Raw genomic sequence first — 26,166 nt, 5'->3', positions numbered from 1 at the left:
ATCAGGCTTGCGACAGCATCGTGTCGACGTCGCTGACCTCGAACTTGCCGGGGCCCTCGACGTTGAGCGTCTTGACCACGCCGTCCTCGATCAGGGCCGAATAACGCTGCGAACGCACGCCCATGCCGCGTTGCGTCAGGTCCAGCTCCAGGCCCAGTTCACGCGTCCACAGCGCGGAACCGTCGGCCAGCATGCGCACCTTGCCGGCGGCCTGCTGCTCGCGGCCCCAGGCGCCCATCACGAAGGCATCGTTGACCGACACGCACCACACTTCGTCCACGCCCTTGTCGCGCAGTTGTTGAGCCTTGGCGACGAAGCCGGGCAGGTGCTTGGCCGAGCAGGTCGGCGTGAAGGCGCCGGGCACGGCGAACAGCGCGATCTTCTTGCCCTTCACCAGGTCGGACACCTGGAAGGCATTGGGACCGAGCTGGCAGCCCTCGGTTTCGGTTTCGATGAATTCGGTCAGCGTGCCTTCGGGCACGCGATCGCCGACTTTGATGGTCATGGACCTCTCCGTGATGGGGGAATGGGCGCACGGCACTTTGCCGCGTCCACACCCCCAATCATAGATCGACTCGCGGGGCGAAGCGGCCTGCGATGCTGCAAGCTGCAACGACCGGAAACCGGCCTTTCCGCACGCTTGCCCCGTTCAGGCCGGCATCGTGCGCCAAAGGCGCGGCATCGGCCAGGAACGAGGCGGGATCAGGCTGCCATCACACTGACAGGCCGTGCGTGGCGAACCAGTCCATCATGCGCTTCCAGGCCTGCTCGGCCTCAGTCTTGCTGTAGCTGGGACGGTAATCGGCATGGAAGGCATGGCCCACGTCGGGGTAGACGTCGATGCGCGAGGCGCGCGCGGCTTCGGGGCCCTTGGCCAGCGCGGCGCGCATCTTGTCCACGTCTTCCAGCGGAATGCCGGCGTCCTTGCCGCCGTAGGCGCCCAGCACCGGTGCATTGAGCTTGTCGACCAGGCTGAGCACCGACGCGGGCTTGAGCTCGCTGGGCTGGCCGCCCAACTGGCCATACCAGGCGGCCCCGGCCTTCAGCTTGGGGTTGTGCGCGGAATACAGCCACACGTTGCGGCCGCCCCAGCAGAAGCCCACGATGCCCAGTTTCTCGGCCGCGCCGCCCTCGGTGCCGGCCCACTTGGCGGTGGCGTCCAGGTCGGCCATGACCTGCGCATCGCCGGCCTTGTCCACGACTTCCTTGCGCAGCGTGGGGATATCCGTGTACTTGGACGGATCGCCGTGCCGCGCGAACAGCTCGGGCGCGATGGCCAGGTAGCCCGCGTGCGCCAGGCGGCGGCAGACGTCCTGGATGTACTCGTGCACGCCGAATATCTCGGACACCACCAGGAGGGTGGGCAGGTTCTTCTTGCCGGCTGGCGCCGCGCGATAGGCCGGCATGTTGCCGTCGGTGGTGGGAATCTGCACCTTGCCGGCCGTCAGGCCGCGGGTGTCGGTGTGGATGGCGGTCTGTGCGTTGGCCTGACCCGCGGCCAGGGCAAAGCCCGAGGCCACGCTGGTGACCATGAACCCACGGCGCGAGACGCGCAGCGGGGGCAACAGGCTGTCGAATTCGGGATCCTTGACTTCCATGGTGGTGCGAGCCTCCTTTTAGTGTGAACAGGCCCCAAGGGATTACTGCAAAGAGAAATCGACGCGCGTGGGGGGACCGCCATCCTCGATGCCCTGGGCATCGAGCCTGGGTTCGACCACGAAGATGCGGTCGGCCGGCCCCTGCGCCTGCAACGGTTCGTAGACAGCCTGCGCACGCGCCTCGGCCAGGTCGCGCAGGGCCTGCGGCCCGACGGGCGCGGCATCCAGCAGCATGGTTTCCATCTGCGCCGCCGGGATGGACTTGGACAGGCCGATGAAGTTCCGGGGCTTGTCCTTCAGGTCCGTTGCATCGTAGACCTTTTCCAGGTACTTGGTTCGATCCGCGGCCGACAGCTGAACGCTCGCCACATCGGGCTTCGAGGTTCGGCCAGCGGTGTCGCGCAGCTTGGCCTGGCGCATCTGCGCGTCGAGCCAGGCGTGGCGCAGCGCGGATTCGTCGGTGGCCGGATCGGCCCGGCCCGTCACGTCCAGTTTCAATGAGGGACGGTCGTTCAAGGCTTTTGCCAGCGTTTCGATGCGTTGTTGCGCATCGCCCGCCAGTTCCGCGCTGCCCGGCTCGAAAGCGATGAAAGACAGTTCCTCGCCTGCGCCGCCGAAGGCCGAGGCCAACAATTGGAACGGCGAGGTGACGGCCTTGACCAGCAGGTTCGACACCACGCGCCACACCAGCCCGCCCACCGAGAACTGCGGATCGTCCAGCGAACCCGACACCGGCAGGTTCAGGTCGATGTTGCCCTGGCTGTCCTTGAGCAGCGCCACGGCCAGCAGCACCGGCAGCTGGATGGCGTCGGGGCTGTCCGTCTTGTCGCCGAAGGTCAGTTGGTTCAGCACCAGGCGGTTGCTGGCCTGCAGTGCGCGGTTCTTGATCTGGTAGTGCACGTCCAGCGACAGCTTGCCCCGCTTGATCGGATAGCCCACGTACTTGGCCGAATACGTGGTGAAGCGCGGCAGGTCCACGCCCTTGGCCGATGCCTTCAGGTCGAGCGACAGGAATTTCTCGAACGGCTGCACGCTGCCCGAGACCGAGAACGGCGCGCTGCCGTACACGCGGCCGCCCACGTTGACGCGGGCCGGCGCGGGCCGGGTGGACGAGACACCCGACACCGTGCCCTCGATGCGCGACAGTTCCGCCGAATAGTTGGGCTTGACGAAGCGGTCGTTGAACGTCATGCGGCCGCGCTTGAGCGTCACGCTGGCGATGGCGATGTCGGGCATGGCCCGCGCCCGGCGCGCGGCAGGCGCGGCGGCGGACTCGCGCGCACGGGTCTGCGTGTCCTGCGTGATGGAACCCGCGGCCCGGCCCGGCTCGGCCACCAGGTCCAGCACGTTAAGGCGGCCCTCGGCATTCAACAGCACGCTGCCGTAGAAGTCTTCCAGCACGATGTCGCCCAGGTTCGCGCCGATGCGCTCGCCCGCCAGCGACAGGTCCATGCCGGACAGTCCCAGGTGCTTCCAGTTCAGGAAGTCGGCCTGGTTGACGCGGTCTTCCAGGTTCAGGCCGTTCACGTCCAGCGCGCCGCGCCAGGCGGCGCGCATGGGGGTTGCGCCGTTGGCCGCGGCGAACTCGGCCTGGCCGCGCGCGCCCACCGAGACGCTGCGCACCGTGGCGTTAAGGCTGGAGGCAACGTAGGGCGCGAACGGCGTCAGGTCCAGGCCGGCGAGGTCGACCGACGTCTTGACGGACAGGGGCTGCGGCACCAGCGTGCCCTGCAGGGCCAGGCTGGCGTTGCCTTGCAGCCCGGCGGCCTTCAGCGTGAACGCGGTGGGCTGTGCGCCCAGCGCCACATGATCGGCGGTCAGCGCCAGGCTGCCCAACGAGATCGGAATGGCGGGCGTGACGCCCTCGTCGCGCAGCGACAGGTTGGCCAGGTCCACCTTCAGGTTCTGCGCCGAGACCTGCGTGCCGGCCAGCTTCAGATGGGCCTGCGCGCTGAGGCGGCCATCGAGCAACTGCACCGGGGACTGGCCACGCACCAGGCCCGCAAAGGGAGCCAGCGACAGCCGTTCGAGTTTCAGGTCGGCATCCAGCGCCAGCGGTTGCAGCGTCACCGGCGTGGTCAGGCGCAGGCGGCTGCCATCGGCGGGATTGTCCATGTATGCCCAGACGCGGATGGGCTGGCTGGCGGCCTGCGGGAAGGCCACGTCTTCGATCGCCACGGACAGGCCGCCCAGCGGGTAGTCCAGGCCGGCGGGCTCGTCGCGCACCTGGACGGCGGCGTCGGTCAGGCCGATGCCGGCGACATGGATTTTCCAGGATGGGGGCTCGGCAGGTTTGGCGGGAGCGGCATCGGACTTCGCGACGGCCTGGGCGGCCTCGGGAGTGCCCTGCGGCGCGCCGGCCGCGGCCAGGGCAGCGGCCGGGGGGCGCGGAGCAGCCGCGCCGGATGAGGGCGCCCCCACATTCGCCAACGCATCCACCACCCTCAGCCAGTTCAACTGCTGCTTCGCGTCGCGGTGCACCTGCGCCTGGAGACGCGCCAACTGCACCAGTTGCACGTCCAGCGTGCGCGCCAGCGGCTCGGCGACGATGCCCTGCACCCGCAGCGACTCCCAGGCCAGCAGCGGCGCGCCGCCCGCTTCGCGCAGGTCCAGGCCGCGCAGGCCCGCCTCGCCCTGCACCCGGATGCGCGGCGCCGTATCGGCGGGCTGTTCGAACAGCACTTGCAGATTCGAATCCAGCAGCCCTTTCTCCAGCTTGACCGGCAGTTTCACGGGCCACACGTCCGCCCATTTTTCCAGGTCGAGTCCGTCGAACTTCAGGTTCAGGCTGTAGGACGGCGTCTTGTCGAAGGGCCGCGCCGTGCCGCCCAGTTCGAAGACGCTGCCATTGACGCGCAGATGCACGCGAGGCAGCACGTCGATCTCGGTGGCGTGGCGGAAGGTGGAGATGAAGGGCAGGCCGATCTGCAGATCGTCGACGACCTGCCGGCGGCCCGTCACCCGGTCGTCCAGGCTGATCGCGCCGCCTTCCAGCACCATGTTGTTCAACGAGAAGCGCGGCAGGCTGGCGTCGGGCGGGCTGGCCGGGCGGGCCGCGGCCTGTTCGGCCAGGCGCTGCAGAATGTCGGAGAAATTGAAGCGCGCCACGTCTTCGCGCACCAGGGTCAGCTTGGGCTGGCTGACGCGTACCCGATCGACCACGGGCGCTGCGCGCACCAGCGAGGCCCACGAGGCGCTGACGTCCAGTTCGACCACTTCCAGCAAGGGCGCGGCGCCGGGCTGCGCAATGGACAGCTCGTGCGCGCGCAGCGTCAGTGTGAAGGGGTTGAACCCGACCTGGCCGACCGAGATCTGGCGGCCCAGCATGGCGGACACGTCATCCGTCAGCGCGCTGCGCACCAGGTAGGGCACCAGCCATGCCGACACGCCCGACAAGGCCAGCACGGCCAGCGCAAGGATCAGGAGGACTTTCGCGATACGACGGCCAAACCCGGCACCCGGCACCCGCAGCGGCATTGCGCGATCTCCCTACATGGACTGCAGCGATTATCGCGCCCTGTCCCCGGCTCGTCTATCATAGACGCGAGAGGACGGCTTGCATGGCGAAACCGTCCAACCCACCCACCCCTGCCCGATCAGAATACCCCTATGTCGTCCCCTCCCACGCTCAGCCACCTGGATGATTCCGGCCAGGTCCGCATGGTCGATGTCGGCGCCAAGTCCGATACCGATCGCGTGGCGATCGCATACGGCCGCGTGCGCATGAATGCCCACGCCTACGGCCTGTTGACCGCTCCCGGCCAGGGCAAGGGCGAAGTGCTCAACACCGCCCGCGTGGCCGCCGTCCTGGCCGCCAAGCGCTGCGCCGAACTGATCCCGCTGTGCCACAGCCTGCCCCTGGCCTTCGTCGGCATCGACTTCGGCCTGCTGGACGACGCCCATACCGTCGAAGTCCGCGCCACCTGCCGCACGCAGTACAAGACCGGCGTCGAGATGGAAGCCATGACCGCGTGCAGCGTGGCCGCGCTCACCATCTACGACATGTGCAAGGCCGCCGACAAGGGCATCGTCATCGAACAGATACGCCTGGAATACAAGGCCGGAGGAAAAAGCGGTGAATGGCGCAACGCTGACGCAAGCTCTTGAAATAGCAAGAGTTAGCACCAGCCAGATCGCCCAGCATCGCTGAAGGCAGACTAGCTTCTGCCCTTCCCTCCGCTTAGTTCCAGCAAGCAGAAATCTCGGTCTGTCCAACGCCTGTCCAAATGGAAGGCGATATGGCATCTATCAGACAACGCAATGGGCGCTGGCAAGCCCGAGTCACCAGGAAAGGCTACCCCGCAGAGGTTCAGACCTTTGACACCAAGGCAGCCGCAGTGCATTGGTCCAGGTCCATCGAGTCCAACCTAGACCGAGGAACGCACCTGCCTTCTCGTGAAGGCAACCACCTCTTGTTCAAAGAGGTCCTTGAACGCTATCTAAAAACCGTCACGCCGCTCAAGCGAGGCCGCGTCGAAGAGACGTTCAAGATCCGGGCTCTACAGCGAGATCGTCTTGCGGGCTACAGCATGGACAACCTGAGCCCGGAAGCCATCGCAGAGTACCGTGACCGGCGACTCAATGACGTTGGCCCCGGCACCTTCGTGCGAGACATCGCACTCATATCCAGCGTCATCAATCATGCTCGGCGTGAATGGAGAGTGCAGATATCCAATCCATGTGAACTGGTCCGCAAGCCCCGCACACCGCACGGTCGCAACCGCCTGCTCAAGCCGTCAGAGATGGAGGCGCTAAGGGCAGCGCTGGTGCCCATGGGTAAACGTGGTTCATGGCTCAGCCCGATTGTCGAGCTTGCGCTTGAGACAGCGATGCGCAAGAGCGAATTGCTAGGTTTGACCTGGAGCAATGTGGACCTGGACAAGCGCACCGCCTACCTGCCCATGACAAAAAACGGAACGGCGAGAGTCGTTCCCCTGTCGAGCCGTGCGGTGGACATCCTCAAGCAGTTGCCTCGATGCGAGTCCCGCCAAGTCTTCCCCATGACGGTGATGGCACTGGATCAGTCGTTCCGACGCGCTAAACAACGGGCTGGGCTTCAGGACTTCCACTTCCACGACTTACGACACATGGCTACGACCAAGCTGGCGGAAAAGCTGCCCAATGTCATCGAGTTGGCGGCTGTGACGGGGCATAGAACCGTGCATATGTTGAAGCGGTACTACCACCCGAGCGCCGAACTCCTGGCTAGGAAGCTGGATTAGGCACTCGAACATGGCGGGACGCACGGATGCCGACAGGAACGACTTAGCTCATGCCTAAAGCATGCCGATGCTGAGGATCAAGGCACACACTGCGTTCCGCAGATGGCAGCCGAACCGCTTTGGCTTGGTTGCCAAGCTTTAGCCTTGCTGCGCTGATTGGAAGGTCTTGCAACAGGAAAAAAACAGGCGCATACTCCCAAGCCTGAATTCGCATGCAGCTATGGAACGGTGCGAAGGCCTACGCAGGGTATTACCCTTCGGTTGGCTGCCTGGGTGATACGCCCCGGCTTAAAAATAGACATGCTGCCTTAACGGCAACAACAAGGATGGGAGCTTAGGCGACCTTCCTGCAATTCTGTCCCCCTGGACCTGTACCTAGGCACCGAACTTGGTGTCTACGCGGCGTCCCATCCGGGCGGTGGACGGCTTTATCAATTCACGCATGAATTGAGGCCGACTATCGCCTATACCAGTTGGTCCGGCCTCGTTCATGCAAATAAATTTTATTCAGCATGAATACCTTCCAACCTTTTAAAAATTCCCCCTCCGAAGTTTCCGCTGCCGCCGCTGCCTTGCAGCAGATGGACCGCACAGGCCAGATCCCCTACTCCTACCTCGACGAGCGAGGACTGGGGTACATCGTTGACCTTGCTCGTGGAGCAGACAAAGACCCGACGCAGGTCATCAGGTCTCTCTTGACTGACGCTGCCCGCCAGCCGAGTCAGCCTCGGGTTGCCGTGCCGTTCCATCAGGAGGCGCAACCTGATGTTGGCAAGGCTTACGCAAAACCGTGCGAAATTCCGCCCCCGGCAACCGTGTTGACGCCCAGCAGCACGCAACCCAGAATCATCACGCCCAGGACAAAGAAGCCTGCCGCGTCCCAGGACCTCAGTTATGGAAACCCCAAGGTCCATCTGAGCGCAGCGCAGGAGGCGACGCCTTCTAGCGTGGCATCTCCGTCAGGATTCGACACCCAGCCCGAGCGGCAGGAAAGCACTCAAGAGAACGTGGCAGAAGCCAATCCCGGCGTAAGCTGGCAGCATGGGCATGCCTATCGGTTGACCGCCGATCACGTCCTAAAACAGGAAGCGAAATCGGACACTTGGCGGCCCATTTGTTCTCGCATCGAGATCATGCGTCAGCTCCGCGATGACCAAGGACAGGGCTGGTCGCTTGAACTCCAGTTGAAGGCTAGCGACGGCGCAATGCAAACGGTCATCGTACCCCGCGCAAAGTTGGGTGACATGGCCGAAATCCGGGCCTTGCTCATGGACCGTGGGGTCATTGTTCTCAACCTGCAAGACGTGATGGGCTACTTGGGCACGGCTCAGCACGCCAAGACGCACAGCCTTACCCACCATGTGGGTTGGACTGACTATCGCTATGTGCTTGCAGACCGTGTGTACGGCCACGCTGCGGAAGAAATCGCGTTGCATCCCGACGCACCGACTTTCTCTGGTCATGCTCGGCAGGGGACTCTGGGCGGATGGAACGCCACTATCGGACGGCTTGCCATCGGCAACTCTCGCCTGATGGCGGCGCTGCTCACTGCTCTGGCTTCCCCCCTCGTCCAAGCGACCGGCCTGGAGAGCGGAGGCGTTCATTTCTACGGCGTTAGCAGTTCCGGCAAGACAACCCTTCTCGCCGCAGCGGGCTCGGTCTTTGGAGCCCCGCAGTCGGTTATTCGCACTTGGAGATCCACATCCAATGCTTTGGAAACGGTCGCTGCCAGCCTGAACGACAGCACTCTGTTCCTGGACGAAATCGGGCAGGTCAAAGCTGAAGAGGTGGGCGAAATCGTCTACATGCTCGCCAACGGGCAGGGAAAGGGCCGCATGACTCGGTCCGCCCAACAAGCTCGCCTGCATCAATGGACGCTGTTGTTCCTCTCCACGGGGGAAATTTCCTTGCAGCAAACTATCGAGAGTGGCGGCACCAAAGCCCGTGCAGGCATGGAGATCCGCTTAGTTAGCATCCCCGCCGATGCAGAGGCTGGGCTAGGCGTATTTGAGAACCTGCATGGCTTTCACAGTAGCAAGGCTATGGCCGATGGGCTGCGCAGAGCAACCAGCGAAAACTATGGCGTTGCAAACGACGCATGGCTCAGCTACCTCACCAAAGAGAAGCACCGACTAGGAGAGACGGGGTTTCGTGAATTCTGCAAGACCCGACTTGCTGCTCATGAAGCTTCGCTGCTGCCCGCTGGTGCCGATGGTCAAGTGAACCGGGTGGCAGGCCGGTTTGCGCTTCTGGCCCTGGCTGGCGAGCTGGCGGCCCAAGCAGGCATAGGCGGCTGGTCGGTAGAGGACGTCAAAGCAGCGATGCAGCGCTGCCTAGCAGACTGGATTCGTCATCGTGGCGGCACCGGCCCTTCGGAGGAGACTCAAGCACTGCGTCAGGTCCAAGCGTTCTTTGAGGAGCATGGAGCATCAGCTTTTCACCGCCTTGAGATTGACGGTATTGGCTCATCTGTGGGTGGCCTAGACACCAGACCAGTACAGCACCGTGCTGGATACTTCAGCCAGAGCGGAGATGATAGGAACGGCGTGTATTACGTCTTTCCCACCGCCTTCAAGGACAGGATATGCAATGGCCTGAATCCATCATTGGTCAAGAGGGTGTTGCGTGAGAAAGGCTTGCTCTTGCGAGACTCAGGCGACACGACTCGCATTCCTGGCGTTCATGGCCCGTCGGCCAGGTACTACCAAATCAGCGGCCGAATCGTGGGGCATTCTGACAATGGGTAAGCGAGCGGCCCTGCTGTCGTGACGGCCGTGACTGAAGGGTGACGCTGGTCAAGCTCAGAAAGCCTCGACCAGCCAAGGATTGTGACAATGTGTCGTTTGTGACATGAAAAGTACATCAAACAATCCTTGGCTTTTCCTGGCCATGCCTAGCAGGACAAAGCGGTACAGGTCCGTATCTGCGCCACAGAAGATGCAGAGACCGTCACAAGCGTCACACTGTCACACGCCTTGCCCAACTTAGCTTACCCGTACCGTGCGACGTCACATGCTGGTGTTGCCTTGACACAAGATCACCGACGAGCGGCCTGCAAATTTCTGACTAGGGCGCGGAGCCTTGGCAAGGCTGTACGAAGTCTTAACGTGAAGACCGCACATCCAAATCACACCCTGGCTACCGCTTATCCATAAATCCTAAGGAGACCCAGCGTGCTGCTGCAATGAGGACCAACCCAAGTAGAGCTGACAGCACAACCTCAATGGCTCCCTGAGGAAACCCGCTTCTTGAGACAAAAATTCGCCACATCACGATGAGAAGCGAGGCCACCACCGCAAGTCGCCTCCATCCAACATGGCTTTCATCACGTATATTCTTTCCAACCAAATAAACAATAAAAATTACTGGCAAAAAAATAAAAACCAATGACAATAAAATCACAGAAAAATACGGAAACCCAGAGCTATCCATTACCTCAGCAAAGCTAAGCTGCGAACTCAGCCTTGCTCCAAACCTATTCGAAGCAGCAGAGTCAATACGAGCCACCTCATCCAAATACGTCCAGACAACGACAGCAGCATAGTAAAAAAAAGCTGCAAACGCTCCGATTTGAATTGATTTTGTTCGGAAAATATCTTTAATCATGGGTGAAATCAATTTCATTGAAAATCATTCCTTCACAAAATTTTATAACCCATAAAATCAAATCAACAATTTTTTTATTTTCACAATTTCTTCAGAAGTCAAAGCCTTAGACTTCATCAACGGAACCAGGGCAGTCAAGAAATCGTCAACGCCTTCACGCGGAGATTTGACTTCTAAAACATCTATGATCTGCGCCTTCCGCTGCAAAAATTCATTCTGATCGAGCAATTCATTTTTTGCGAGCAAATAGGCTTTATCAATTCGCTCTACGAAATCTTCGACAGACACAGTTGCAGCTTCGTATTTTTGTTGAGCAAGTGTCTGTTCCCGCGCCTTACTTTCAGCCGCAATCAGCATTTCGTTGTAATGCGTCGCCAGTTGATAGGCGTCGTATGCTGCATATCCGGCAAGAGGCAGGATGAGGACAAAACCTGCTGGGCCAAACAGCACTCCGCACACAACTGCAGCACCAAACAGAGTCACCGCCTTTCCTGGGTTGTCGACATAGAGTTGACCAGCGCCTACGCAAACAAGGCTCAGGATGCAAGCAAGCGCGGGATTCTTGGGGGCACCAGGTTTTGAAGACGAAGAGGTGTTTGCTGTCGTCTGTTCTGAACGGGGATTGTTCATGTTACTGATGGCTACGTGTCGGGATCAGAGCGTGAGATTAAACCTGCGGTTGATTTCAATCAACCAACAGTTTTCTTACACACAGTCTGCTCTCTCACACTTCGTCCATGCAAAAAGTGGACGACGACAAACAGGCCTTTGCCGCCCGATTGAGGCAGGCACTGAAGCGCAGCCCGAAGAAGATCGAATCGGCTGCCGATCTGGCCGTCCAGTTCAGCCTGCGTCACCCGGAATCGGCCATCTCCACGCAAGCAGCCCATAAGTGGCTAACAGGCAAGAGCCGACCCACTGCGGAAAAACTCAAGACATTGGCCGTATGGCTGGATGTGTCGCCCACATGGTTGCTATACGGAACGGCTTACCTTCTTCCCGCTGCAACGGCACCTGTTCGATTGGCCGAGCCGGTCATGCCTACCTCGGCAGAGCTGCAAATGATCGAGGCCGTCCGATCTCTCCCTGAGGCCAGACAGCAACTCATCCAAGAGATCATCGAAATGTGCTTGCTCGATTTGCAGGTGAAGCAGCGGTAGCCCAGCCCCATCCTCTGACTCAATTTCAAGCGCCCTCCTTGGTACAAGAAGTTCGAGGAAAGCCACCAGCGGCTTTCACTACCAAGGAGATACCATGAAAGAAGTTTTTCTCAGGCTTGCGCTTGTCATTGCACTGGAGCTTGTCAATGCGGTGGAGGCTTACTTGCACAGCCTGATGGCGTCCCGACGCCGCAGCAACGACGCAGCTTGGGACAACAGGCCCAAGTTCGTCTAAAGCCCTCTGAGTTGAGTGCCGAAGCCTCTCTGCCCCAAGGTAAAATGCAACAGCACCTGCTTCGGTTAGTGGGGACTTACGCCCTATGTTCCCGCGCTTGATCCCACTCCGCTGTCACGTTGCAGGCACTGAACCATCCGAATAAGATACGCACCCGCAGGGTTCCCACCCTGTCCAATTTTTGTCCAACTGCGTTGGGCAGTCCCTTGAATTTCGGCTTGAATCTGTTTGCAGCAGCAGCCCTGTTACCTGCCAAGACCGGCGTCGAGATGGAAGCCATGACCGCGTGCAGCGTGGCCGCGCTCACCATCTACGACATGTGCAAGGCCGCCGACAAGGGCATCGTCATCGAACAGATACGCCTGGAATACAAGGCCGGAGGAAAAAGCGGTGAATGGCGCAACGGTTAATCTGCTCTACTTCGCCCGCGTGGCGGAACTGATCGGCAAGCGCTCGGAAAGCTGGCCGATTTCCGGCGCCACCACGGGCGCGCAATTGCTGGCCGAGCTGCAGCAGCGCTATCCCCAACTAGGGCCCTCCCCGCGCCTGCGGCTGGCCATCAACCAGGAACACGCCAAGAGCACCGTGCCGGTGCAACCGGGCGACGAGGTGGCCATCTTCGAGCCGGTCACCGGAGGCTGACGCCATGATCCAGGTGCAGGAAGCCGATTTCGACGCCGCCGCCCTGACGGCCGAACTGCGCGCCCGCACGGGCGCCCAGGCCGGCGCGCTGGTCACATTCACGGGCTACGTGCGCGACTTCTCGCCCGACAGGCCCACCGACACGCTGTACCTGGAGCACTATCCGGGCATGTGCGAGCGCGAGCTGGACACCATCGCCGCCACCGCGCGCCAGCGCTGGAACCTGGCCGGCACGGTCATCGTGCATCGCGTCGGCGCGCTGTCCCGCGAAGCCCAGATCGTGTTCGTCGCCACCGCCAGCGCCCATCGCGGCGATGCCTTCCGCGGCTGCGAGTACATCATCGATGCGCTGAAGACGCGCGCCCCCTTCTGGAAACGCGAGACCCTCGCTTCCGGCGAACGGTTCTGGGTCGAGCAACGCCAGGCAGACGACGACCGGACCCAGGCCTGGGATGCCGGCGGCTCCCCCAAGGAACAACCATGACAGACCTCATCTCGCTGGGCTGCGCCGTGCTGACGGTCAGCGACAAGCGTACGGCGGGCGACGACACCTCGGGCAACCTGCTGGCGCAGAGCCTGGCGCAGGCCGGCCATGTCTGCGTCCGGCGCGACATCGTGCCCGAGAACCTGTACCAGATCCGCCGCGTGATCAGCGACTGGATCGCCGACCCCACGGTGCAGGTCATCCTGACCTCGGGCGGCACGGGCTTCTCGCACAAGAACTCGGTGCCCGAAGCGGTGGCGCCGCTGTTCGACCGCGAAATCGCGGGCTTCGGCGAACTGTTCCGCCAACTGTCGTATGCCGAGGTGGGCAGTTCGACGATCCAGTCGCGGGCGCTGGCGGGCTACGCCAACGATACGGTCATCTTCTGCATGCCTGGCTCGAACGACGCCGTCGCCCTGGCCTGGACGCACATCATCCGCGAGCAACTGGACAGCAGCTACAAGCCCTGCAACTTCGCCACCCACCTGCATCGCCGCGCCGACCCGGCCTGAGCCGGGCCGCATCCGGCTGGCGCACACGCGCGCTCTTCGTACAACCAGGCATCCCCAGGTTTCTCCATCCATGCTCGAATTCGATCAGGCCCAGGCCCAGCTGGCCGACGCCGCGCCCGCCCCCACCCGCACCGAAACCGTCTCGCTGGCCGACGCGCCGGGCCGCGTGCTGGCCGTCTCTCTGGACGCCACGCTCGATCTGCCGCCCGCGGACAACAGCGCCATGGACGGCTACGCCATCCGCCACGCCGATTACCGGCCGGGCGTGCGCCTGCCCATCCAGCAGCGCGTCTACGCGGGCGACATGCCGCAGCCGCTGGCGCCTGGCCAGGCCGCGCGCCTGTTCACCGGCAGCCTGATCCCGGAAGGCGCCGACACGGTGATCATCCAGGAAGACACGCGCGAGGCCGACGGCCACGTCGAGATCACCGAAACGCCCCGCGCCCTCGGCCAGCATATCCGCCGACGTGGCGAGGACACCCGCGCCGGCCGGCCGCTGCTGGCCGCGGGCACCGTGCTGCAGGCCGCGCACGTGGCGCTGCTGGCCTCGCAGGGGCTGGCGGACGTTCCGGTCTACGCGAAGTTGCGCGTGGGCGTGCTGACCACCGGCGACGAGCTGGTGCCGCCGGGCGCCGCGCGCGCCACCCAGCAGATCTACAACTCGAACGCCAGCATGCTGGGCGCGCTGGTGCGCGGCATCGGCGCCGAGCTGACGCACGCGCTGCACGCCCGCGATGAAGAAGCCGACCTGCAGGCCGCATTGCAGACGCTGGTGGACGACTGCGACCTGGTGTTGAGCGTGGGCGGCGTGTCGGTGGGCGAGAAAGACCTGGTCAAGCCCGCCATCGAATCCCTGGGCGGCGAACTGACGCTGTGGAAGGTACGCATGAAGCCGGGCAAGCCGGTGGCGCTGGCCCGCATCGACGGCACGCCGCTGGTGTGCCTGCCGGGCAATCCCGTGTCGGCCTACGCGGTGTTCGCCGTGCTGGTGTCGCCGATGCTGCGCCGCATGCAGGGCCGCACCGAGATCTATCCGCAGTTGTCACGCGCCGCGCTGCGCACCGAACGGCCGCGCCAGGACAGCCGCGAGGAATTCGTGCGGGTGCAGGCGCATGCGCTGCCGGATGGCGGCATGGAACTGACGCCTTACGGGCATCAGGGATCGGGCGTCGTCAGTTCGTTGCCGTGGGCGACCGGGCTGGCCCGCCTGCCGGCCGACGTGTTGGTTCAGGACGGCGCGCAGGTGCCGTATTACGACCTGCGGCACTGGCTGGCCTAGGGCCTGCGCCGCTCGGCTGCAGCAACTGCTGTCAGCCTGCGGCGTAACGTTCGGCTTGCGCCAGCTCTTCCGCCGTATTGATATTCAAAAAAGCTTGCGGCGCGGCATCGTCGAAGGCCACTTCGATCATGCCCGCGCGCTGCTGCCAGAGCTCGACCTTGCGATCCCCTGCCAGCAGATAATCACGCAGTCCGCCTGCCTGATCCGTGCGGACCGCCATGCACACCGAATGCCGGCGGCCTTGCGCGCAGGCCACGGCGATGGGTGCGCCGTGCGTTTGCGCCGCCTGCACCAGGCGTGACGCCATGTCGGTGGGCAGGAACGGCGTGTCGCAGGATGCCGTGACCAACCACTGCCCCGGCCAGCCCGCCAGGCCCGCCGCGATGCCCGCCAGCGGACCCGACCAGGCCGGCAAGCCCTCATCATCGGGCAGCACCCGCCCTATGGCCGCATAACGTTCGAGATTGCGGTTGGCGCTGATCAGCAAGCCATCGACCTGCGGCGCCAGACGCAGCGCCACGCGCCGCACCAGCGGCACGCCGGCCAGCTTCACCCAGCCCTTGTCGGCCTCGCCCAGCCGCGACCCGCGTCCGCCCGCCAGGATCAGGCCGCCGATGCCTGCCGCGGGCGACGGGCGTTCAGCCACCGATGTAGCTCATCTCGACCTTGCGCGGCGCGGGTCCCGCCGGATCGGAATCCGGGGTCTGCCCCGCGCGCCGTTCGGAATAGTTGTCGGCACGCCCGCCCCAGATCGACGCCAGGCGCGTGGCCAACTGGTCGTCGGACGCGCCGCCCCGCAGCGGGTCGCGCAGGTCGTGGCCCTGCGTGGCGAACAGGCACAGGAACAGCTTGCCCTCGGGCGACAGGCGCGCCCGCGTACAGCCTTCGCAGAAGGCATGCGACACGCTGGAGATGACGCCGATCTCGCCGCCGCCGTCCAGGTAGCGCCAGCGCTCGGCCACGCGGCCCATGGGATCGGTCTGCAGCGGCGCCAGCGGCCAGACCGAGCCGATGCGCGCCAGCACTTCGGCGCTGGGCAGCACTTCGGTCAGGTTCCAGCCATTGGTGCTGCCGACGTCCATGTATTCGATGAAGCGCAGCACGTGTCCCGTATTGCGGAAGCGCCGCGCCATGGCCACGACCTGGTCGTCGTTGACGCCGCGCCGCACCACCATGTTGATCTTCACGGGCGACAGCCCCGCGTCGGCGGCGGCATCGATGCCGCGCAGCACGTCATCGGGCGTGAACTGGCTGTCGCTCATGCGCGCGAACAGCGTGGGATCGAGCGCATCGAGGCTGACGGTGACGCGATTCAGGCCCGCCTCTTTCAACGCGCGCGCCTTGCGGGCCAGCAGTACGCCGTTGGTGGTCAAGGTCAGGTCCAGCGGCCGGCCCGCGGGCGTGCGCAGCTCGGCCAGCAGCCCGACGAGCGTTTCGATGTTCTTGCGCAGCAGGGGCTCGCCGCCGGTCAGGCGGATCTTCTCCGTGCCCTGCCGGGCGAACACGCCGGCCAGCCGCGCGATCTCCTCGAAGCTGAGCAACGCGGAATGCGGCATGAAGGTGTAGTTGCCGTCGAACACTTCGCGCGGCATGCAATAGGTGCAGCGGAAATTGCAGCGGTCGGTGACCGAGATGCGCAGGTCGCGCAGCGGCCTGGCCCGGCGGTCGAGCAGGTCCTGGCCCGGCACGGGCACGGGGCCGGCGGGAAGGTCTGTGATGCCGTCTTTTGGACGGCGATCGGCCAGGAGAATCACTTTCGTCATGGGGAAATCATAGCGCGGTGACGCTTGGGATGTTTTCCGTGGGGTGGGAGGATTTGAGTTCTTGCACGCCATGGACCATAACTGCGAATTCACGTCCTCGCGCTTTCGCGCTGCGGGCGCGAACTCTCCGTCATGGTCCATGGCTGGCACTGTCTCAAGTTTCCCAGCTTCACTGCCTTGACAATGGGAAAGCCTCTCGTATGGTCTGCAGGCGACCGGTTTCCGTGGCGTCATAGCCAATCAGTTGACCGACGTATCCCACGTATTCAGCGCTGCGCATGATGGCCAGCAGGTCCTGCATGGCGGGGGTATCCAGCGCCGATTTCCGGATGGCGAAGAAGTAGCGCTCGCGCACCAGCGGGATGAAATCCAGCCCGAAACGCCAGGCCGCGGTTTCCACACCGACGCCGGTGTCCGCCATGCCGCTGGCAATGTGCGCGGCGATCGCCATGTGGGTGAACTCGTTGGTTTCGTAGCCCTGCACCTGGCTGATCGAGACCCCTGCGCGCTCCAGCATCACGCCGACCAGGTAGCGCGTGCTGGAACCGATCTGGCGGTTGACGAAGCGCACGTCGGGACGCGCCAGGTCGGCCATGCCGTCGATGTGCTTGGGGTTGCCGGGCTGCACGAACAGGCCGGTGCTGCGCGTGGCCAGGTGGATCAGCAGGTAGTCGTCGGGGTGCAGCCAGGCGGCGTAGCGGGCCATGATGGCGGCCTCGAAATCGCCGCACGGAATCTGGAAACCGGCCAGGTCGCATTCGCGGCGCTCCAGCGAGGCCAGCGCCTCGATGGCCGTGCGGTAACGCAGCTCCAGGCCGGGGCTGCGGCCGCCCATGTGCTGCATCAGCGCCTCGACGGCGAAGCCGTGGCTGGCGTGCAGGCGCAGGTGCGGAACGCTTTGCGGCAGCAGACGCTGCAGTTCCTCCTGCAGTTCGGACGCCATGCTTTCCAGCGTGGGCATCAGGCGGGCTTCGATGCGGCGGTTGGCCCACAGGAGGCGCTGCGCGAATTCGGACAGCGTGGTGCCCTGGCGGCGCCGGGTGATCAGCAGTTGGGTGCCGAAGATGCCCTCGAAGCGGCGCAGCACGCCCCAGGCATGCCGGTACGACAGCCCACAGGCGCGGCAGGCGCCGGCGATGTTGCCGGTGGCGTCGATGGCCGACAGCAGCGCCAGCACGTCCTGCAGCGGCAGGTCGCCGTCTTCGGGCGTGCCGGACAGCAGCCATTGCGGGCGCAGGCCCAGCTGGAATTTATATGTCATTTATTTCTTATTGAGACGCTGAAATTTCAGGATTAGAGTTAGCGCCATCGGAGTCTCGCTCTTATTAATATGTTTTCTAAAGCATATTATCTGCGCGAAGACGCCAAGGCAATCACAAACAGGACCCGTCCGAAGGCGGGCCGTAAAAGGAGACAAGCCATGCGCCAGCGCGAGGCCAGGTCCGATCTGTCGTCCACGGGTGGCGCCCGCGGGGGGCCGCAATCCCTGGCGGATGCCCAGTCGTCCGCATCCGCCGCCATCGCCGCCGCCGCGCGCGTGCTGGCCCGGTTGAAAGACCAGCCCGGCGCCCTGCTGCCCATCCTGCACGGCATCCAGGAAGCGTTGGGCTGTATCCCGCCCGAGACGGTGCCGCTGATCGCCGAGGCGCTGCACCTGTCCCGGGCCGAAGTGCACGGCGTCATCACCTTCTATCCGCATTTCCGCCAGGCGCCGCATGGCCGGCATACGCTGGAGGTGTGCCACGCCGAATCGTGCCAGGCCCTGGGCGCCGAGCGCCTGGCCGATCATGCCCGCGCACGCCTGGGCTGCGATTTCCATGCCACCAGCGGCGACGGCGCTTTCACGCTGGAACCGGTGTATTGCCTGGGCCTGTGCGCCCAGTCGCCCGCGGTGATGCTGGACGGCCAACCGCATGCGCGGGTCACGCCGGCCAAGCTGGACCGGCTGCTGAACGCGGCACGCGACGCGGAGGCCGTGCAATGAACGCATCGATCATGAAAGGCGCCACCGCCTCTGCCCGCCAGTCCTGTACGGACGAGAGCAGTCCCGTCACCCTCTACATTCCCCGCGACGCCGCCGCGCTGGCCATGGACGCCGACGCGGTCGCCGCGGCCATCGAACACGAGGCCGGCCAGCGCGGCCTGGCCGTCGAACTGGTGCGCAACGGCTCGCGCGGCCTGCTATGGCTGGAGCCCCTGGTGGAAGTGGCCACGTCCGCCGGCCGCGTCGCCTATGGCCCCGTGCAACCCGAGGACGTGCCGGCGCTGTTCGACGCGGGTTGGCTGCAGGGGGGCGCGCACGCGCTGTGCCACGGCCCCACCGACGACATCCCTTACCTGAAGAATCAGGAACGCCTGACCTTCGCACGCGTCGGCATCACCGACCCGCTGTCCGTCGAAGACTACGTGGCCCACGGCGGCCTGCAGGGCGTGCGCCGCGCCATCGGCATGACCCCGCAGCAGATCGTGGACGACGTCACGCAATCCGGCCTGCGCGGCCGGGGCGGCGCGGCCTTTCCCACCGGCATCAAGTGGAAGACGGTGCTGTCCTCGCCCGCCGACCAGAAGTACATCGTGTGCAATGCCGACGAGGGCGACTCGGGCACCTTCGCCGACCGGCTGCTGATGGAAGGCGATCCGTACGTGCTGATCGAAGGCATGACCATCGCCGGCCTGGCCGTCGAGGCGACGATGGGCTACCTCTACGTGCGCTCGGAATATCCGCACGCCATCGCCACGCTGGAAGCCGCCATCGCGCGCGCCCGCGACGCCGGCTGGCTGGGCGACGACGCGCACGGCAGCGGCCGCCGCTTCGACCTGGAAGTGCGCAAGGGCGCGGGCGCCTACATCTGCGGCGAGGAGACCTCGCTGCTGGAAAGCCTTGAAGGCAGGCGCGGCGTGGTGCGCGCCAAGCCGCCGCTGCCGGCCATCCGCGGCCTGTTCGGCAAGCCCACCGTCATCAACAACGTGATCTCGCTGGCCTCCGTGCCCGTCATCCTGGCGCGCGGCGCGGCCTTCTACCACGACTACGGCGTGGGCCGCTCGCAGGGCACCCTGCCTTTCCAGCTGGCCGGCAACCTGAAGCACGGCGGGCTGGTGGAAAAGGCCTTCGGCCTGACGCTGCGCGACCTGCTGTATGGCTTCGGCGGCGGCAGCGCCACCGGCCGGCCGCTGCGCGCGGTGCAGGTGGGCGGCCCGCTGGGCGCCTATCTGCCCGAATCGCAGTGGGACGTGCCGCTGGACTACGAGGCCTACGCCAAAGTCTCGGCCATGATCGGCCACGGCGGCCTGGTGGCCTTCGACGACAGCGTCGACATGCTGCGCATGGCCCGCTACGCCCTGGCGTTCTGCGCGGTGGAGTCGTGCGGCAAGTGCACGCCCTGCCGCATCGGCTCGACGCGCGGCGTCGAGACGCTGGACAAGATCGCCGCGGGCGGACCCGCGCGCGAACAGCAGGTGCATCTGCTGCGCGACCTGTGCGACACCATGCTGGGCGGCTCGCTGTGCGCGCTGGGCGGCATGGCGCCGTATCCGGTGCTGTCCGCGCTGAATCACTTCCCCGAAGACTTCGGCGTGTCCGCCGACCACGCCGCCACGACGGCGGCCTGAAGGAGATCACGCCATGCTCGAAACCGTCGTCAAGCGCGACCGCGACCTGGGTACGCCCGCCCGCGTGTCCGAGAAGCTGATCACCCTGACCATCGACGGCCAGGAGATCTCGGTGCCCGAGGGCTCCTCGGTGATGCGCGCCGCCGCAGAGGCCGGCATCAACATCCCCAAGCTGTGCGCCACCGACAGCCTGGAGGCCTTCGGCTCGTGCCGCCTGTGCCTGGTGCAGATCGACGGCCGCCGCGGCTATCCGGCCTCGTGCACCACGCCCGTGGAAGAAGGCATGGTCGTGTACACCGAAACGCCCAAGCTGCACGACCTGCGGCGCGGCGTGATGGAACTGTACATCTCGGACCATCCGCTCGATTGCCTGACCTGCCCCGCCAACGGCGACTGCGAACTGCAGGACATGGCCGGCGTGGTGGGCCTGCGCAACGTGCGCTACGGCTACGAAGGCGCGAACCACCGGCACGACGCCAAGGACGAATCCAATCCGTACTTCACCTACGACCCGTCCAAGTGCATCGTCTGCAACCGCTGCGTGCGCGCCTGCGAGGAAACGCAGGGCACCTTCGCGCTGACCATCTCGGGCAAGGGCTTCGACTCGCGCGTGTCGGCAGGCCAGGACGAAGCCTTCCTGGAAAGCGAATGCGTGTCGTGCGGCGCCTGCGTGCAGGCCTGTCCCACCGCGACGCTGCAGGAGAAGACCGTCATCATGATGGGGCAGGCCGAGCACTCGGTGGTGACCACCTGCGCCTACTGCGGCGTGGGCTGCGGCTTCAAGGCCGAGATGAAGGGCCAGGAAGTGGTGCGCATGGTGCCCTGGAAGGACGGCCAGGCCAACCGCGGCCACTCCTGCGTGAAGGGGCGCTTCGCCTGGGGCTACACCACGCACAAGGAACGCGTGTTGAAGCCCATGATCCGCAAGCACATCAGCGACCCGTGGCAGGAAGTGTCGTGGGACGAGGCCATCGGTTACGCGGCCTCGGAATTCCGCCGCATCCAGGGCCAGTTCGGCCGCGACGCCATCGGCGGCATCACGTCCTCGCGCTGCACCAACGAAGAGACCTGGCTGGTGCAGAAGCTGGTGCGCGCGGCCTTCGGCACCAACAACGTCGACACCTGCGCGCGCGTGTGCCATTCGCCGACCGGCTACGGGCTGAAGCAGACGCTGGGCGAATCCGCCGGCACGCAGACCTTCGACTCGGTGATGCATACCGACGTGGTGATCGTGATGGGCGCCAATCCCAGCAGCGGCCATCCGGTGTTCGCCTCGCGCCTGAAGCGGCGCCTGCGCCAGGGCGCGCGGCTGATCGTCATCGACCCGCGCCGCATCGAGCTGGTCAGCTCGCCGCACATCGAGGCCGACTATCACCTGCAGGTGCGGCCCGGCACCAACGTGGCGCTGCTGTCGTCGCTGGCGCACGTCATCGCCACCGAGGGCCTGGTCGACGAGGCCTACGTGGCCGAGCGCTGCGACACCAAGGCCTTCAACGAATGGCGCGAGTTCGTGTCGCGCCCCGAGAATTCGCCCGAGGCGATGGAAGCCGTCACCGGCGTGCCGGCCGAGGCCGTGCGCGGCGCGGCGCGGCTGTACGCCACGGGCGGCAACGGCTCCATCTACTACGGCCTGGGCGTGACCGAACACAGCCAGGGCTCGACTACCGTCATGGGCATCGCCAACCTGGCCATGGCCACCGGCAACGTCGGCCGCGAGGGCGTGGGCGTGAACCCGCTGCGCGGCCAGAACAACGTGCAGGGCTCGTGCGACATGGGCTCGTTCCCGCACGAATTGCCGGGCTACCGCCACATCTCGGACGACGCGGTGCGCTCGCAGTTCGAACAGGCCTGGGGCGTGACGCTGCAGCCCGAGCCGGGCCTGCGCATTCCCAACATGTTCGAGGCGGCGCTGGGCGGCAGCTTCAAGGGCCTGTACTGCCAGGGCGAGGACATCGTGCAGTCCGACCCCAACACGCAGCACGTCGCGGCCGCGCTGGCCTCGATGGAATGCATCGTGGTGCAGGACCTGTTCCTGAACGAGACCGCCAAGTACGCGCACGTGTTCCTGCCGGGCTCCTCGTTCCTGGAAAAGGACGGCACTTTCACCAATGCCGAGCGCCGCATTTCGCGCGTGCGCAAAGTGATGGAGCCCAGGAACGGCAAGGCGGACTGGGAAGTGACGGTGGCGCTGTCCAACGCGCTGGGCTACCGCATGGACTACACGCATCCGCGCCAGATCATGGAAGAGATCGCGCGGCTGACGCCCACGTTCGCCGGCGTGAGCTACGAGAAGCTGGACCGTCTTGGCAGCCTGCAATGGCCCTGCAACGACAATGCGCCCGAGGGCACGCCCATCATGCACATCGACCATTTCGTGCGCGGCAAGGGCAAGTTCATGATCACGCAGTACATCCCGACCGACGAGCGCAGCACGCGCAAGTTCCCGCTGCTGCTGACCACGGGGCGCATCCTGTCGCAGTACAACGTGGGCGCGCAGACGCGCCGCACGCCCAACGTGGCCTGGCACAGTGAGGACCTGCTGGAGATGCACCCGCAGGACGCGGAAGACCGTGGCGTGGACGACGGCGACTGGGTGGGCATCCAGAGCCGGGCGGGCCAGACCGTGCTGCGCGCCATCATCACCGACCGGGTGCAGCCGGGCGTGGTATACACCACGTTCCACTTCCCCGAATCGGGCGCCAACGTCGTCACCACCGACAACTCGGACTGGGCCACCAACTGCCCCGAGTACAAGGTGACGGCGGTGCAGGTGACCCGCGTGTCGCAGCCTTCCGAGTGGCAGCGCCAATGGACGCGCTTCTCCGACATCCAGGAAAAGCTGCTGCGCGAACGGGCCCGCGAGAACGAAGCGGCGCTCAGCGGGAAATAAACGCCTACCCGCCATGGACCGCATGCCCGACTCTCAAGCCCCCCGCACCGACAGCGCCCAGGTGCGCATCACCCGCGTGCGCGCGGGCGCCATCGCGCCTACGCCGCAGGACGACCACGTCGCCGAGGAAACCCCGGTGGCGCTGGAGTTCAACGGCATCAGCCACGCCACCATGCTGGCCACGCCGGCCGACCTGGAGGACTTCGCGATGGGCTTCGCCCTGACCGAGGGCATCGTCGGCAGCGCCTCGGACGTGCGTGGCATCGAACTGCGGCCGCAATGCGACGGCATCGTGGTCGAACTGGAGATCGCCACCGCCTGCGCCGTGCGCCTGCGCGAGCGCCGGCGCGCCATGGCCGGGCGCACCGGCTGCGGGCTGTGCGGGGTCGAGACCCTGCCCGAAGTGCTGCGCGACGTGCCCCCCGTCACGGCCGACGCGCCGATCGCCGTGGGCGCGGTGCTGCGGGCCATGCGCGAGATGCGCACGCGCCAGTCCCTGCACGACCTGACCGGCGCCACCCATGCCGCGGGCTGGGCCCGGCTGGACGGCACGATCGAGCGGGTGCGCGAGGACGTGGGCCGCCACAACGCGCTGGACAAGCTGATCGGCGCCCTGGCCCGCGAAGGGCGCGACGCCTCGGCCGGCATGATCCTGGTGTCCAGCCGCGCCAGCTTCGAAATGGTGCAGAAGGCCGCGTCGGCCGGCGCCGGCGTGCTGGCGGCGGTGTCCGCCCCCACGGCGCTGGCCATCCGCACCGCGCAACGCGCCAACCTGACGCTGCTGGGTTTCATGCGGCAGGCCGACGCGTCGATCTACACCCATCCCGAACGCATCATTCCCTAATGGCGCAGCCCACATGGATATCGGCAACCTGATCCGCATGGCCAACCGCATCGGCGATTTCTTCGCGGCCCTGCCCGACCGCGACGAAGCCGCCGAAGGCGTGGCCAACCACATCCAGAAATTCTGGGAACCGCGCATGCGCCACGCCCTGCTGGATTTCCTGGCGGACCATCCGGACGGCGACGCCGGCGCGCAGCAATTGCACCCCCTGGTGCTGGCGACGGTGACGGCGCAACGCGCCCGCCTGACGCCGCGCGGGGTTTAGGCACGACACCCGCGTTCCCCTTCGTACCTGGCCGGGGCAGAATACCGCCCCCTTGAAAAGCAGCAGTCCGAAGGCGCAGCGTGATCCGATTCATCGACGCAGAACGATTACATACAAAAGCGGCAGACAGCCGCGACCTAGGAGGAGACCCACAATGAGCCAGTCCACCACGCTCGACCTGCCGGGCCCGCGCCCGGGCATCCTGGCCAAGGAGCGCACCATCGCCGGCCCCGGCTTCAGCCGATGGCTGGTGCCGCCCGCCGCCCTCGCCATCCACCTGTGCATCGGCATGGCGTATGGTTTCTCCGTCTTCTGGCTGCCGCTGTCGCGGGCCGTGGGCGGCTCGGCGCCGCTGGCCTGCCCCAAGGACATGAGCCTGCTGGCCGAGCTGTTCACCACCTCGTGCGACTGGAAGATTTCCACGATGGGCTGGATGTACACGCTGTTCTTCGTGCTGCTGGGCTGCTCGGCGGCGCTGTGGGGCGGCTGGCTGGAACGCGCCGGCCCGCGCAAGGCCGGCGTGGTGTCGGCCGTGTGCTGGTGCGGCGGCCTGGTCATCTCGGCTATCGGCATCTACCTGCACCAGATGTGGATGCTGTGGCTGGGCTCGGGCGTGATCGGCGGCATCGGACTGGGGCTGGGCTATATCTCGCCCGTCAGCACGCTGATCAAGTGGTTCCCCGACCGGCGCGGCATGGCGACCGGCATGGCCATCATGGGCTTCGGCGGCGGCGCGATGATCGGCGCTCCGCTGGCCGACCTGCTGATGCGCCACTTCGCCACGCCCGCTTCGCCCGGCGTGTGGCAGACCTTCCTGACCATGGCGATCATCTACTTCGTGTTCATGATGTCCGGCGCCATGGGCTACCGCGTGCCGCCCACGGGCTGGAAGCCGGAAGGCTGGACGCCGCCCGCCAGCCAGGCGAACAACGCCATGATCACCAAGGGCCACGTGCACGTGAAGCGCGTGTGGGGCATTCCGCAGTTCTGGCTGGTGTGGCTGGTGCTGTGCCTGAACGTGACGGCCGGCATCGGCATCCTGGGCATGGCCTCGCCGCTCTTGCAGGAGGTCTTCGGCGGCATCCTGATCGACAAGCCGCAGTTGGGTTACGCCGACCTGGACAAGGCGCAACTGGCCGCCATCGCCGCCATTGCGGCGGGCTTCACCGGCCTGCTCAGCCTGTTCAACATCGGCGGCCGCTTCTTCTGGGCCAGCCTGTCGGACAAGCTGGGCCGCAAGCTGACCTACCTGACCTTCTTCGTGCTGGGCTTCGTGCTGTACGCGTCGATTCCGTGGTCGGCGCACGCCGGGTCGCTGGCGCTGTTCGTGGGCGCGTTCTGCATCATCCTGTCGATGTACGGCGGCGGCTTCGCCACGGTGCCGGCCTATCTGGCCGACCTGTTCGGCACGCAGATGGTGGGCGCCATCCACGGCCGCCTGCTGACGGCATGGTCGGCGGCGGGGATCTTCGGGCCGGTGCTGGTGAACTACATCCGCGAGTACCAGTTGTCGCTGGGCGTGCCGCGCGCGCAGGTGTACGACATCACGATGTACATCCTGGCCGGGATGCTGGTGCTGGGCTTCCTGTGCAATCTGGCGATCCGGCCGGTGAATCCGAAGTACTTCATGACGGACGAGGAACTGGCGCGCGAGAAGGCGCTGGCGCACGAGCGGGCGGCGGCGGCCGAAGTGCAGGGACAGTCGACCTCGACATTCCGCACGCCGATGGCGCTGGTGCTGGCGGCGTGGGCCTGCGTGGGGATCCCGATGGCCTGGGGAATCTGGATCACGTTGCAGAAGGCGGTGGTGTTGTTTCACTGACCGGCGTGTCGGGGCCGCCGTTCTCTTGAGAGGGCAATGGCCTTGATTGGATCAGGGCAACAGTGGCTCTCCTTTTGGCCGCCGCGGACTTACCTGCGAAGTCTCGTCCTCGCGCTCTCGCGCTGCGGGCGTGACTTCTCCGGTAAGTCCACGGCTCTCAACAGCCCAATGCCACGATCGTCCGCACGCTGCGCAGCAGCTTGCCCACCCGCCGTTCGCTCCAACCTCTTTTCAG

Annotated in this window: 23 protein-coding genes and 1 pseudogene; 16 read left to right on the top strand and 8 right to left on the bottom strand. The window is 65.3% G+C overall.

The features are described from left to right. Window position 1 precedes the first annotated feature (1 nt). From A7W11_RS12240 to A7W11_RS12230, 3 genes are all read right to left on the bottom strand, one after another. Window positions 2–505, bottom strand: a complete 504-nt coding sequence (locus tag A7W11_RS12240; protein ID WP_066412431.1) for a peroxiredoxin — start codon at window positions 503–505, stop codon at window positions 2–4. Window positions 506–713: 208 nt separating this feature from the next. Beyond that, a complete protein-coding gene (locus A7W11_RS12235) occupies window positions 714–1,598 on the bottom strand; it encodes a dienelactone hydrolase family protein (RefSeq protein WP_066412427.1) in 885 nt (294 codons plus the stop codon). 42 nt (window positions 1,599–1,640) lie between these two features. Further along, on the bottom strand, window positions 1,641–5,075 hold the full coding sequence (locus tag A7W11_RS12230) for a DUF748 domain-containing protein (protein WP_066412424.1): 3,435 nt from the start codon (window positions 5,073–5,075) through the stop codon (window positions 1,641–1,643). A gap of 132 nt (window positions 5,076–5,207) precedes the next feature. Here A7W11_RS12230 and moaC point away from each other — a divergent pair, with 132 nt between their 5' ends. The 3 genes from moaC (at window position 5,208) to A7W11_RS12215 (ending at window position 9,567) form a co-directional block, all read left to right on the top strand. Next, window positions 5,208–5,705 (top strand): cyclic pyranopterin monophosphate synthase MoaC, encoded by a 498-nt coding sequence (gene moaC / locus A7W11_RS12225; RefSeq protein ID WP_066412421.1) that lies wholly within the window; start codon window positions 5,208–5,210, stop codon window positions 5,703–5,705. 305 nt (window positions 5,706–6,010) lie between these two features. Continuing rightward, window positions 6,011–6,820: a site-specific integrase gene (locus A7W11_RS12220; RefSeq protein ID WP_235816860.1), complete on the top strand. Its 810-nt coding sequence runs from the start codon at window positions 6,011–6,013 to the stop codon at window positions 6,818–6,820. A 512-nt stretch (window positions 6,821–7,332) separates the two neighbouring features. Beyond that, window positions 7,333–9,567, top strand: coding sequence for a DUF927 domain-containing protein (locus A7W11_RS12215; protein WP_066412413.1), 2,235 nt, complete (start codon window positions 7,333–7,335; stop codon window positions 9,565–9,567). A 391-nt stretch (window positions 9,568–9,958) separates the two neighbouring features. On the opposite strand, the gene A7W11_RS27950 is transcribed toward A7W11_RS12215, so the two are convergent. Both A7W11_RS27950 and A7W11_RS27945 read right to left on the bottom strand, forming a co-directional pair. Continuing rightward, on the bottom strand, window positions 9,959–10,444 hold the full coding sequence (locus tag A7W11_RS27950; RefSeq protein WP_156523056.1) for a hypothetical protein: 486 nt from the start codon (window positions 10,442–10,444) through the stop codon (window positions 9,959–9,961). A 39-nt stretch (window positions 10,445–10,483) separates the two neighbouring features. Further along, on the bottom strand, window positions 10,484–11,056 hold the full coding sequence (locus A7W11_RS27945) for a hypothetical protein (RefSeq protein ID WP_156523055.1): 573 nt from the start codon (window positions 11,054–11,056) through the stop codon (window positions 10,484–10,486). 107 nt (window positions 11,057–11,163) lie between these two features. Between A7W11_RS27945 and A7W11_RS12210 the strand changes: the two genes are divergently transcribed. The 7 genes and pseudogenes from A7W11_RS12210 (at window position 11,164) to A7W11_RS12190 (ending at window position 14,738) form a co-directional block, all read left to right on the top strand. Then, on the top strand, window positions 11,164–11,586 hold the full coding sequence (locus tag A7W11_RS12210; protein ID WP_066412408.1) for a transcriptional regulator: 423 nt from the start codon (window positions 11,164–11,166) through the stop codon (window positions 11,584–11,586). A 94-nt stretch (window positions 11,587–11,680) separates the two neighbouring features. Next, entirely contained in the window at window positions 11,681–11,821 is a 141-nt protein-coding gene (locus A7W11_RS27940; RefSeq protein ID WP_156523054.1) for a hypothetical protein, read from the top strand. Window positions 11,822–12,075: 254 nt separating this feature from the next. Further along, window positions 12,076–12,231, top strand: a pseudogene (locus A7W11_RS27435) (cyclic pyranopterin monophosphate synthase MoaC); the annotation flags it as partial. After that, window positions 12,212–12,463: a MoaD/ThiS family protein gene (locus A7W11_RS12205; RefSeq protein WP_066412405.1), complete on the top strand. Its 252-nt coding sequence runs from the start codon at window positions 12,212–12,214 to the stop codon at window positions 12,461–12,463. The pseudogene A7W11_RS27435 and the gene A7W11_RS12205, both read left to right, overlap by 20 nt. Window positions 12,464–12,467: 4 nt before the next feature. Then, window positions 12,468–12,947, top strand: a complete 480-nt coding sequence (locus A7W11_RS12200; RefSeq protein WP_066412403.1) for a molybdenum cofactor biosynthesis protein MoaE — start codon at window positions 12,468–12,470, stop codon at window positions 12,945–12,947. Continuing rightward, on the top strand, window positions 12,944–13,459 hold the full coding sequence (gene moaB / locus A7W11_RS12195; RefSeq protein ID WP_066412402.1) for a molybdenum cofactor biosynthesis protein B: 516 nt from the start codon (window positions 12,944–12,946) through the stop codon (window positions 13,457–13,459). Before A7W11_RS12200 ends, moaB begins: the two co-directional genes overlap by 4 nt. A 70-nt stretch (window positions 13,460–13,529) precedes the next feature. Then, window positions 13,530–14,738, top strand: a complete 1,209-nt coding sequence (locus tag A7W11_RS12190) for a molybdopterin molybdotransferase MoeA (RefSeq protein ID WP_066412401.1) — start codon at window positions 13,530–13,532, stop codon at window positions 14,736–14,738. Window positions 14,739–14,769: 31 nt separating this feature from the next. Here the strand turns inward: A7W11_RS12190 and mobA are convergent, their stop codons facing one another. From mobA to A7W11_RS12175, 3 genes are all read right to left on the bottom strand, one after another. Next, window positions 14,770–15,384, bottom strand: a complete 615-nt coding sequence (gene mobA, locus A7W11_RS12185) for a molybdenum cofactor guanylyltransferase MobA (RefSeq protein ID WP_235816859.1) — start codon at window positions 15,382–15,384, stop codon at window positions 14,770–14,772. Next, on the bottom strand, window positions 15,377–16,501 hold the full coding sequence (gene moaA / locus A7W11_RS12180) for a GTP 3',8-cyclase MoaA (RefSeq protein WP_066412399.1): 1,125 nt from the start codon (window positions 16,499–16,501) through the stop codon (window positions 15,377–15,379). The genes mobA and moaA overlap by 8 nt, the downstream gene beginning before the upstream one ends. A 169-nt stretch (window positions 16,502–16,670) precedes the next feature. Beyond that, entirely contained in the window at window positions 16,671–17,762 is a 1,092-nt protein-coding gene (locus A7W11_RS12175) for a substrate-binding domain-containing protein (protein WP_066412388.1), read from the bottom strand. Between the two features lie 159 nt (window positions 17,763–17,921). Between A7W11_RS12175 and A7W11_RS12170 the strand changes: the two genes are divergently transcribed. The 6 genes from A7W11_RS12170 (at window position 17,922) to A7W11_RS12145 (ending at window position 25,931) form a co-directional block, all read left to right on the top strand. Further along, window positions 17,922–18,485: a formate dehydrogenase subunit gamma gene (locus A7W11_RS12170; protein ID WP_066412386.1), complete on the top strand. Its 564-nt coding sequence runs from the start codon at window positions 17,922–17,924 to the stop codon at window positions 18,483–18,485. 11 nt (window positions 18,486–18,496) lie between these two features. Beyond that, window positions 18,497–20,110: a formate dehydrogenase beta subunit gene (locus A7W11_RS12165; protein ID WP_066413976.1), complete on the top strand. Its 1,614-nt coding sequence runs from the start codon at window positions 18,497–18,499 to the stop codon at window positions 20,108–20,110. A 13-nt stretch (window positions 20,111–20,123) separates the two neighbouring features. After that, window positions 20,124–23,000 carry a formate dehydrogenase subunit alpha gene (gene fdhF, locus A7W11_RS12160; RefSeq protein ID WP_066412384.1) on the top strand — a complete coding sequence of 959 codons (2,877 nt, stop codon included), beginning with the start codon at window positions 20,124–20,126 and terminating at the stop codon, window positions 22,998–23,000. A gap of 13 nt (window positions 23,001–23,013) precedes the next feature. After that, window positions 23,014–23,844 carry a formate dehydrogenase accessory sulfurtransferase FdhD gene (gene fdhD / locus A7W11_RS12155; RefSeq protein WP_066412381.1) on the top strand — a complete coding sequence of 277 codons (831 nt, stop codon included), beginning with the start codon at window positions 23,014–23,016 and terminating at the stop codon, window positions 23,842–23,844. Window positions 23,845–23,857: 13 nt separating this feature from the next. Continuing rightward, complete coding sequence (locus A7W11_RS12150; protein ID WP_066127101.1) at window positions 23,858–24,109, top strand: formate dehydrogenase subunit delta; 252 nt, start codon at window positions 23,858–23,860, stop codon at window positions 24,107–24,109. A 154-nt stretch (window positions 24,110–24,263) separates the two neighbouring features. Continuing rightward, a complete protein-coding gene (locus tag A7W11_RS12145; RefSeq protein WP_066412377.1) occupies window positions 24,264–25,931 on the top strand; it encodes an OFA family MFS transporter in 1,668 nt (555 codons plus the stop codon). Window positions 25,932–26,166 lie beyond the last annotated feature (235 nt).

The organism is Bordetella ansorpii (assembly GCF_900078315.1).
Classification (GTDB): domain Bacteria; phylum Pseudomonadota; class Gammaproteobacteria; order Burkholderiales; family Burkholderiaceae_B; genus Bordetella; species Bordetella ansorpii.
The sequence above is the reverse complement of the archived record's forward strand: the minus strand, read 5'-3'. Positions and strand labels throughout refer to the sequence as shown.

Bases quoted from the DNA above. Each gene is read 5' to 3' on its own strand.
- moaA (WP_066412399.1), bottom strand. From the start codon at position 16,501: ATGACGAAAGTGATTCTCCTGGCCGATCGCCGTCCAAAAGACGGCATC.
- A7W11_RS12170 (WP_066412386.1), top strand. From the start codon at position 17,922: ATGCGCCAGCGCGAGGCCAGGTCCGATCTGTCGTCCACGGGTGGCGCC.
- A7W11_RS27950 (WP_156523056.1), bottom strand. From the start codon at position 10,444: ATGAAATTGATTTCACCCATGATTAAAGATATTTTCCGAACAAAATCA.
- A7W11_RS12165 (WP_066413976.1), top strand. From the start codon at position 18,497: ATGAAAGGCGCCACCGCCTCTGCCCGCCAGTCCTGTACGGACGAGAGC.
- moaC (WP_066412421.1), top strand. From the start codon at position 5,208: ATGTCGTCCCCTCCCACGCTCAGCCACCTGGATGATTCCGGCCAGGTC.
- A7W11_RS12230 (WP_066412424.1), bottom strand. From the start codon at position 5,075: ATGCCGCTGCGGGTGCCGGGTGCCGGGTTTGGCCGTCGTATCGCGAAA.
- A7W11_RS12175 (WP_066412388.1), bottom strand. From the start codon at position 17,762: ATGACATATAAATTCCAGCTGGGCCTGCGCCCGCAATGGCTGCTGTCC.
- moaB (WP_066412402.1), top strand. From the start codon at position 12,944: ATGACAGACCTCATCTCGCTGGGCTGCGCCGTGCTGACGGTCAGCGAC.
- A7W11_RS12240 (WP_066412431.1), bottom strand. From the start codon at position 505: ATGACCATCAAAGTCGGCGATCGCGTGCCCGAAGGCACGCTGACCGAA.
- A7W11_RS27945 (WP_156523055.1), bottom strand. From the start codon at position 11,056: ATGAACAATCCCCGTTCAGAACAGACGACAGCAAACACCTCTTCGTCT.
- A7W11_RS12235 (WP_066412427.1), bottom strand. From the start codon at position 1,598: ATGGAAGTCAAGGATCCCGAATTCGACAGCCTGTTGCCCCCGCTGCGC.
- A7W11_RS12215 (WP_066412413.1), top strand. From the start codon at position 7,333: ATGAATACCTTCCAACCTTTTAAAAATTCCCCCTCCGAAGTTTCCGCT.
- fdhF (WP_066412384.1), top strand. From the start codon at position 20,124: ATGCTCGAAACCGTCGTCAAGCGCGACCGCGACCTGGGTACGCCCGCC.
- A7W11_RS12145 (WP_066412377.1), top strand. From the start codon at position 24,264: ATGAGCCAGTCCACCACGCTCGACCTGCCGGGCCCGCGCCCGGGCATC.
- A7W11_RS12200 (WP_066412403.1), top strand. From the start codon at position 12,468: ATGATCCAGGTGCAGGAAGCCGATTTCGACGCCGCCGCCCTGACGGCC.
- fdhD (WP_066412381.1), top strand. From the start codon at position 23,014: ATGGACCGCATGCCCGACTCTCAAGCCCCCCGCACCGACAGCGCCCAG.
- A7W11_RS27940 (WP_156523054.1), top strand. From the start codon at position 11,681: ATGAAAGAAGTTTTTCTCAGGCTTGCGCTTGTCATTGCACTGGAGCTT.
- A7W11_RS12190 (WP_066412401.1), top strand. From the start codon at position 13,530: ATGCTCGAATTCGATCAGGCCCAGGCCCAGCTGGCCGACGCCGCGCCC.
- A7W11_RS12150 (WP_066127101.1), top strand. From the start codon at position 23,858: ATGGATATCGGCAACCTGATCCGCATGGCCAACCGCATCGGCGATTTC.
- A7W11_RS12210 (WP_066412408.1), top strand. From the start codon at position 11,164: ATGCAAAAAGTGGACGACGACAAACAGGCCTTTGCCGCCCGATTGAGG.